The 6,853-nt window shown below is 70.2% G+C and carries 5 protein-coding genes and 1 pseudogene; all 6 read left to right on the forward strand.

Annotation, left to right across the window (positions count from 1 at the left end; genetic code table 11):
- Positions 1 to 32 precede the first annotated feature (32 nt).
- Positions 33 to 1,322 (forward strand): ROK family transcriptional regulator, encoded by a 1,290-nt coding sequence (locus tag MPTA5024_RS23075; RefSeq protein ID WP_232326606.1) that lies wholly within the window; start codon positions 33 to 35, stop codon positions 1,320 to 1,322.
- A gap of 379 nt (positions 1,323 to 1,701) precedes the next feature.
- Positions 1,702 to 3,192: a sugar ABC transporter ATP-binding protein gene (locus MPTA5024_RS23080; RefSeq protein WP_084369928.1), complete on the forward strand. Its 1,491-nt coding sequence runs from the start codon at positions 1,702 to 1,704 to the stop codon at positions 3,190 to 3,192.
- On the forward strand, positions 3,189 to 4,217 hold the full coding sequence (locus MPTA5024_RS23085; protein WP_036327918.1) for an ABC transporter permease: 1,029 nt from the start codon (positions 3,189 to 3,191) through the stop codon (positions 4,215 to 4,217). The genes MPTA5024_RS23080 and MPTA5024_RS23085 overlap by 4 nt, the downstream gene beginning before the upstream one ends.
- Positions 4,218 to 4,313: 96 nt before the next feature.
- Positions 4,314 to 5,372, forward strand: a complete 1,059-nt coding sequence (locus tag MPTA5024_RS23090) for an ABC transporter substrate-binding protein (protein ID WP_036327920.1) — start codon at positions 4,314 to 4,316, stop codon at positions 5,370 to 5,372.
- 20 nt (positions 5,373 to 5,392) lie between these two features.
- On the forward strand, positions 5,393 to 6,541 hold the full coding sequence (locus MPTA5024_RS23095) for a Gfo/Idh/MocA family protein (protein WP_232326607.1): 1,149 nt from the start codon (positions 5,393 to 5,395) through the stop codon (positions 6,539 to 6,541).
- A pseudogene (locus MPTA5024_RS42500) lies at positions 6,538 to 6,853 on the forward strand (TIM barrel protein); the annotation flags it as partial. The gene MPTA5024_RS23095 and the pseudogene MPTA5024_RS42500, both read left to right, overlap by 4 nt.

The raw sequence follows: 6,853 nt of genomic DNA on the forward strand, positions 1-6,853 counted from the left end.
CGGCCAGCCATACGGAATAATTAAGGAGCGGCGTGGACCACGGCAGGGGCGACGGCCAGACGACCGACTCGATGAGTCGGTGCCGGCCCGCGGGAGTCCCCGCGGACCAGGCCAGTGTGCGCCGTTCCAACCTCGCTCTGGTGCTGCGTCACGTGAGTACGTACGGCCCGTGCTCCCGGTCGGCCGTCGCCGTCGCCACCGGCTTGAACAAGACCACCGTCACCAGTCTGGTGAGCGAGTTGCAGGCACGCGGGCTGGTCAAGGAGACGGGGCCGCAGTACGCCGGCTCTGTCGGCCGCCCAGGTGTCGCGCTCGTCCTGGACGGCTCGGGGGTCGGCGCCCTGGGCATGGAAGTCAACGTCGACTACATCGCCGCCATCGCAACCGATCTTGCCGGCAGAGTGCTCATCGACCGGCGCATCGGCTTCGACGCCATGGGATCCGGTCCTGATCGTTCACTGGACGAGATGGCCCGGATGGTCGAGAAGACCGTCGCCGACCTCGACCGGCTCGGGGTCACGCCGGCCGGGATCACCGTGGCCGTCCCCGGTCTCATCGACGCCGTCACCGGCACCGTCGTGGTCGCCCCGAACCTCGGCTGGCGCGGGGTGGCGGTGGCGGAACGGCTGTCCCGTGCGGACATCGCCGGGAACATCCCCATCACGGTGGACAACGACGCCAACCTCGCCGCTCTGGCCGAGTACACCTCCGGCACCGCGGCGGGGACGCCTGACCTGATCTACCTCACCGGCGAGGTGGGCGTGGGCGGCGGCATCATCTCCGGCGGCCGGCTGCTCGGTGGAGCGGACGGATTTGCCGGGGAGGTCGGCCACGTCATGGTCGATCCGTCCGGCGAGCCGTGCCGCTGCGGCCGCGTCGGCTGCTGGGAGACCAAGGTCGGGCTGGCCGCGCTGGTCCGCATGGCCACCCCCGACCACGCGTACGGCATGGGCCCGCAGGTCGTCCGCGATCCCGAGGAGCGGCTGGCCGAGATCGAACAGCGGCAGGCCGAAGGAGACCCGCGCGTCGACGCGGCCGTCACCGAGGTGGGCCGCTGGCTCGGATTCGGGGCGGCGACGCTGGTCAACCTCTTCAACCCACGGGTGATCGTGCTGGGCGGCTACTTCGCCAAGCTCGCCGACCGGCTCATCCCCGCCGCCCAGGAGGAGCTTGCGCGACTGGACATGACCGGCGCCGGTGACCGCTTCCGGTTCGCCGCCTCCGACCTCGGCTTCGGCGCCGCCTCACGTGGGGCCGCCGGCGTCGTCGTCGAACGGGCGCTGTCCGACCCCACAGCCATCGCGATCCGAGATCCCAAGTGATCGCGGCGACCACCACGACCCGCACGTCTCACTCACCGTAACCCTTGCCTCCCGCCAGCAACGTCCCCCCGCCCATCCCGACGTCCCGTCCGCCTGACCGTCCTGTTCCGCGTCCCTCGTCACCCCCGCCCATCCCGAGTGCCGCGGCCATGAGGCATGCGGTCAGGTGGGCGGGATCCCCACCATGCCCCTTCCCCTCCACCAGAACGTCCCGCCCGCCTGATCGGCCGCCGTAAACCGCAGCGGCACCGTTGACGCCGACCTCGGTGCCGCCGCGGTGGTGCCCAGCGGCGCCGTCAGGCGGGCGGGACACCAGACGCACCCAGATCCCCTGGAGGCTCCTGTGCCGCCGTCATCATCCGACTCGGCGTCTCTCCTCATGATGCGAGGAATCGTCAAGCAGTTCCCCGGCGTCCGCGCTCTGGACGGCGTCGACCTCGACGTCCGTGCCGGGGAGGTGCACTGCCTGCTCGGCCAGAACGGCGCGGGCAAGTCGACCCTCATCAAGGTGCTGGCCGGGGCACACCAGCCCGACGAGGGCGCCATCGTCTTCGGCGGCCAGGAGGTCCGCCTGACTGGTCCGACGGCCGCGATCCGGCTCGGCATCTCCACGATCTACCAGGAACTGGACCTGGTCGACGGGCTGAGCGTGGCCGAGAACGTCTTCCTCGGTCACGAGCCGGCCCGTCTGGGGTTCGTCGGTCAGAGTGAGGTCAACCGGGCCACCCGGGAACTGCTGACCGGGCTCGGCCACGGCGAGATCCGCCCCACGACGGAGGTGGGCCGGCTGTCGCCGGCCGCCAAACAGGTGGTGAGCATGGCACGGGCCCTCTCGTACGACACGCGGCTGATCGTGATGGACGAGCCGTCGGCGGCCCTGGCCCACGACGAGGTGGCCAACCTGTTCCGCATCATCCGGGAGCTGACCGCGCAGGGCGTGGCGGTGATCTACATCTCGCACCGGCTGGAGGAGATCCGCGAGATCGGCGATCGGGTGACGGTGCTGAAGGACGGGCGCACGGTCGCGGTCGGACTGCCGGCCAAGGAGACGCCCACCTCACAGGTGGTCTCGCTGATGACCGGCCGCAACGTCGAGCACGTCTTCCCGCCCCGGCCCCGTCCCGGCAGCCACGACGGCCGTCCCGAGGTCCTGCGGGTGGAGGGACTGACCGTCCCCGGCCGGGTCGACGAGGTGTCGTTCAGCGTGCGGGCCGGAGAGATCGTCGGACTGGCCGGGCTGGTGGGGTCGGGCCGCTCGGAGATCGTCGAGGCGATCTACGGAGCCCGCCGCGCCGACGGCCGCGTCATCCTGAACGGCTCCCCGGTCCGCGGCGGCAGCCCCAGCCGCGCCGTCCGGGCCGGCATGGGCCTGGCCCCCGAGGAGCGCAAAGCCCAGGCGCTGCTGCTCGACCAGAGCGTCACGCGGAACATCTCCCTGAGCAGCCTCGACCGCTACGCGAGGTTCGGCTGGATGAACCGCAGCCGGGAGGCGTCCGACGCCAGGCGGCAGGTCGAGGAGTTGGGGATCCGCCCCCCTCAGTTGGACCGGCCGATCAAGAACCTTTCCGGAGGCAACCAGCAGAAGGCGGTATTGGCGCGCTGGCTGATCAACGGCCGCAAGCTGCTGCTGCTCGACGAGCCGACCCGGGGGGTGGACGTCGGGGCCCGGGCGGAGCTGTACGCCGTGATCAGGAAGTTGGCCGACGAGGGTGTCGGGGTGCTGCTGGTCTCCAGCGAGGTGCCCGAGGTGCTCGGCCTGGCGGACCGGGTGCTGGTCATCCGGGAGGGGCGCCTGATTCACCAGAGCGACGCCCGAGACCTCGACGAACACCACATCCTGGACATGATCATGGAAGGAAGGCCGGCGTGAGCGACTCCCTGACGCCCGCGGTGGACGAGCATGCGAACGCCCGGGCACAGCGCGGCGAACCGACCCCTGGGGCGACGATGCGGAGCAGACTCGGGGGGATCCCGCATCTCGGCCTGATCATCGCGCTCGCTTTGCTGGCGGTGGTGGGCATGGTGACGGTCCCCGAGACCTTCGCCACCGGGTCCAACCTGGTGAGCGTCCTGTCGCTGGCCGCGACCATCGGAGTGATCACGGTCGGCGTGACCTTCGTGATCATCGGTGGCGGGATCGACCTGTCGGTCGGCGCCGTGATGGCCCTCGCCTCGGTGTGGGCCACCACACTGGCCACCCAGTCGTACGGACCCGTGGTGATGGTGCTCTGCGCGGTGCTGGTCGGCACCGGGGCCGGACTGGTCAACGGGCTGCTGATCTCCTACGGACGGATGGTGCCGTTCATCGCGACGCTGGCGATGCTGGTGGCCGCCCGCGGGCTCGCCCAGCGGATGTCGGATCGCAGAACCCAACTGGTCCAACAGGCCAACCAGGCGATCGTCGACATGTCCACGACGCGGGTGCTGGGCTTGCCGGTGCTGGTCTACGTCTTCGCGGTCGTCGTGGTGCTGGGCTGGGTGCTGCTGAACCGCACCACGTTCGGCAGGCGCACCTACGCGGTCGGAGGCAATCCCGAGGCCGCGCGCCTGGCCGGCATCGACGTGCGCCGGCACACCGTGCTGCTGTACGCGCTGTCCGGACTGTGCTGCGGGATCGCCGCGGTGCTCATCATGGCCCGCACGACCACCGGGTCGTCCACCCACGGCGACCTGTACGAGCTCGACGCCATCGCCGCCGTCATCATCGGCGGCACCCTGCTCACCGGCGGCAGGGGCACGATCATCGGCTCCATCCTCGGCCTGCTGATCTTCACCGTGATCACGAACCTGTTCATCCTGAACGGGCTCAACACCAGTGACCAGCTCATCGCGAAGGGCCTGATCATCGTCATCGCCGTGCTGCTGCAGCGGCGAAGTCTCAAATCCGTCACCTGACCCCCGACGCACCCTCGATCTCCCAGGTCCGCCGCCGTACGGCCGTGGTCCCGGTTCCTCACGCCCTCCTCCACCCTCATTGCAAGGGAGAACGACATGACCCAGAATCCCGGCCGCCGAGGCTTTCTCCTCGGCGGTGCCGTCATCGGCGCCGGAGCCCTCATCACCGCCTGCACCAGCAACGAGCCCGCGGCGCAGGCGAGCGCTCCGGCCGCCGCGCAGACGGTCGCGAGCGGCGGCAACGACGAGCCCGGCACCAAGGTGCTGATCGGGTTCTCCGCCCCCGCCGCCGACCACGGCTGGATCGCGGCGATCACCCAGAACGCGCGGGACGCGGCCAAGCAGTACTCCGACGTGGAGCTCAAGTCGGTCGAGCCGACCAACGACATCAACCAGCAGATCTCGGCGGTGGAGTCGCTGATCCAGGCCGGCGTCGACGTCCTGGTGATCCTGCCCAACGACGGCCAGCAGCTCAACCAGGTCGCCCGCAAGGCGATGGACGCCGGCATCCCCGTCGTCAACCTCGACCGGGTGTTCCCGGACAAGCTGTCGTACCGGACCTGGATCGGCGGCGACAACTACGGTATGGGAGTGGCCGCCGGCCACTACATCGGCAAGACGCTCAAGGACAAGGGCGTGTCGAACCCGGTGATCCTGGAGATCCAGGGCATCGCGACGCTGCCGCTGACGCAGGACCGCAGCAAGGGGTTCGCCGACGCCCTGCAGACGTACGGGTTCACGGTGACCGCGCAGCAGGACGCCAAGTTCACCGTGGAGTCCGGCACCCAGGTGGCGAGCAACCTGCTCCAGGCGCACAAGAAGATCGACGCGATCTGGAACCACGACGACGACCAGGGCATCGGCGTGCTGGCCGCGATCAAGGAGGCCGGGCGGGACGAGTTCTTCATGGTCGGCGGCGCCGGCTCGGCCAACGCGATGCGCGACATCCAGGCCGACTCGGGCGTGCTGAAGGCCACCGTCACCTACAGCCCGACGATGGCCGGCTCGGCGATCAAGCTCGCCCGCCTCATCGCGCAGGGCAAGGGCATGGGCGACCTGCTGGAGAACGAGGTGCCGCAGTCGATCACGCTGACGTCGGAGACCGTCACCAAGGACAACGCCGCCAAGTACCTGCCGACCGGATTCGAGTCATGAGGCCGGTCGCCGGAGTCGGCATGATCGGTTACGCGTTCATGGGCCGTGCCCACTCGCAGGCCTGGCGCAGCGTGGACGCGTTCTTCGACCTGCCACTCGAACCCGCGATGGTCGCTCTGGCGGGCAGATCCGCCGAGGCGACCGCGCAGGCCGCCGAGAAGCTGGGCTGGGCGCACGCGGAAACCGACTGGAAGCGTCTCCTCGACCGCGACGACGTGCAGATCATCGACATCTGCACGCCGGGCGACTCCCACGCCGAGATCGCCATCGCGGCACTGCAGGCGGGCAAGCACGTCATCTGCGAGAAGCCCCTGGCCAACACCGTCGCCGAGGCCGAGGCCATGGCCGCCGCCGCCCGCGCCGCCGCCACTGAGGGCGTCCGCGCCATGGTCGCCTTCAACTACCGCCGCGTACCCGCCGTCGCGCTCGCCCGGCGGTGGGTCGCCGAGGGCAGGCTCGGCGAGATCCGGCACGTGCGGGCGCAGTATCTGCAGGACTGGATCGTCGACCCGGAGTTCCCGCTGGTGTGGCGGCTGCAGAAGGACAAGGCGGGCTCCGGCGCGCTCGGCGACATCGGCGCCCACATCATCGACACCGCCGAGTACGTCACCGGTGAGCGGTTGACCGGAGTGTCGGCGCTGACCGAGACCTTCGTCAAGGAGCGTCCCCTGGCCTCCGGCTCGGCGGGGCTCTCGGCCGGTGGCGGCGCCGGGAGAGGCACGGTCACCGTCGACGACGCCGCGCTGTTCATCGGCCGGCTCAGCGGCGGCGGGCTGGCCTCCTTCGAGGCCACCCGCTTCGCGACCGGGCGCAAGAACGCGCTGCGCATCGAGGTCAACGGCTCGCTGGGCAGCCTGGCCTTCGACTTCGAGGCGATGAACGAACTGTGGTTCCACGACCACACTCTCGACGGCGCCGAGGCCGGGTTCCGGCGGGTGCTGGCCACCGAGGCCTCGCACCCCTACGTCGGCGCCTGGTGGCCGCCCGGGCATGGCCTGGGCTACGAGCACAGCTTCACCCACGAGGTGAAGGACTTCATCGAGGCGATCGCCGCCGGCACCGCCCCCGAGCCGTCCTTCGACGACGGTCTGCGGGTGCAGCGGGTGCTGGCCGCCGTCGAGCGGAGCGCGGCTGACGGCAGCCGCTTCATCACTGTGGAGGGTTCATGACCAGGCCGATCACGTTGTTCACGGGCCAGTGGGCCGACCTGCCCTTCGAGGAGGTCTGCCGCCTGGCCTCGGAATGGGGCTACGACGGGCTGGAGATCGCCTGCTGGGGCGACCACTTCGAGGTGGACAAGGCCCTGGCCGACGACTCCTACGTCGAACGCAAGAAGGAGACCCTGGCCAAGTACAACCTGGAGGTCTGGACGATCTCCAACCACCTCGTCGGCCAGGCCGTCTGCGACCACCCCATCGACGAGCGGCACAAGGGCATCCTGCCCGCCCGCATCTGGGGCGACGGCGAGCCCGAAGGCGTAC

This window comes from Microbispora sp. ATCC PTA-5024, from assembly GCF_000511135.2.
Lineage (GTDB): Bacteria > Actinomycetota > Actinomycetes > Streptosporangiales > Streptosporangiaceae > Microbispora > Microbispora corallina.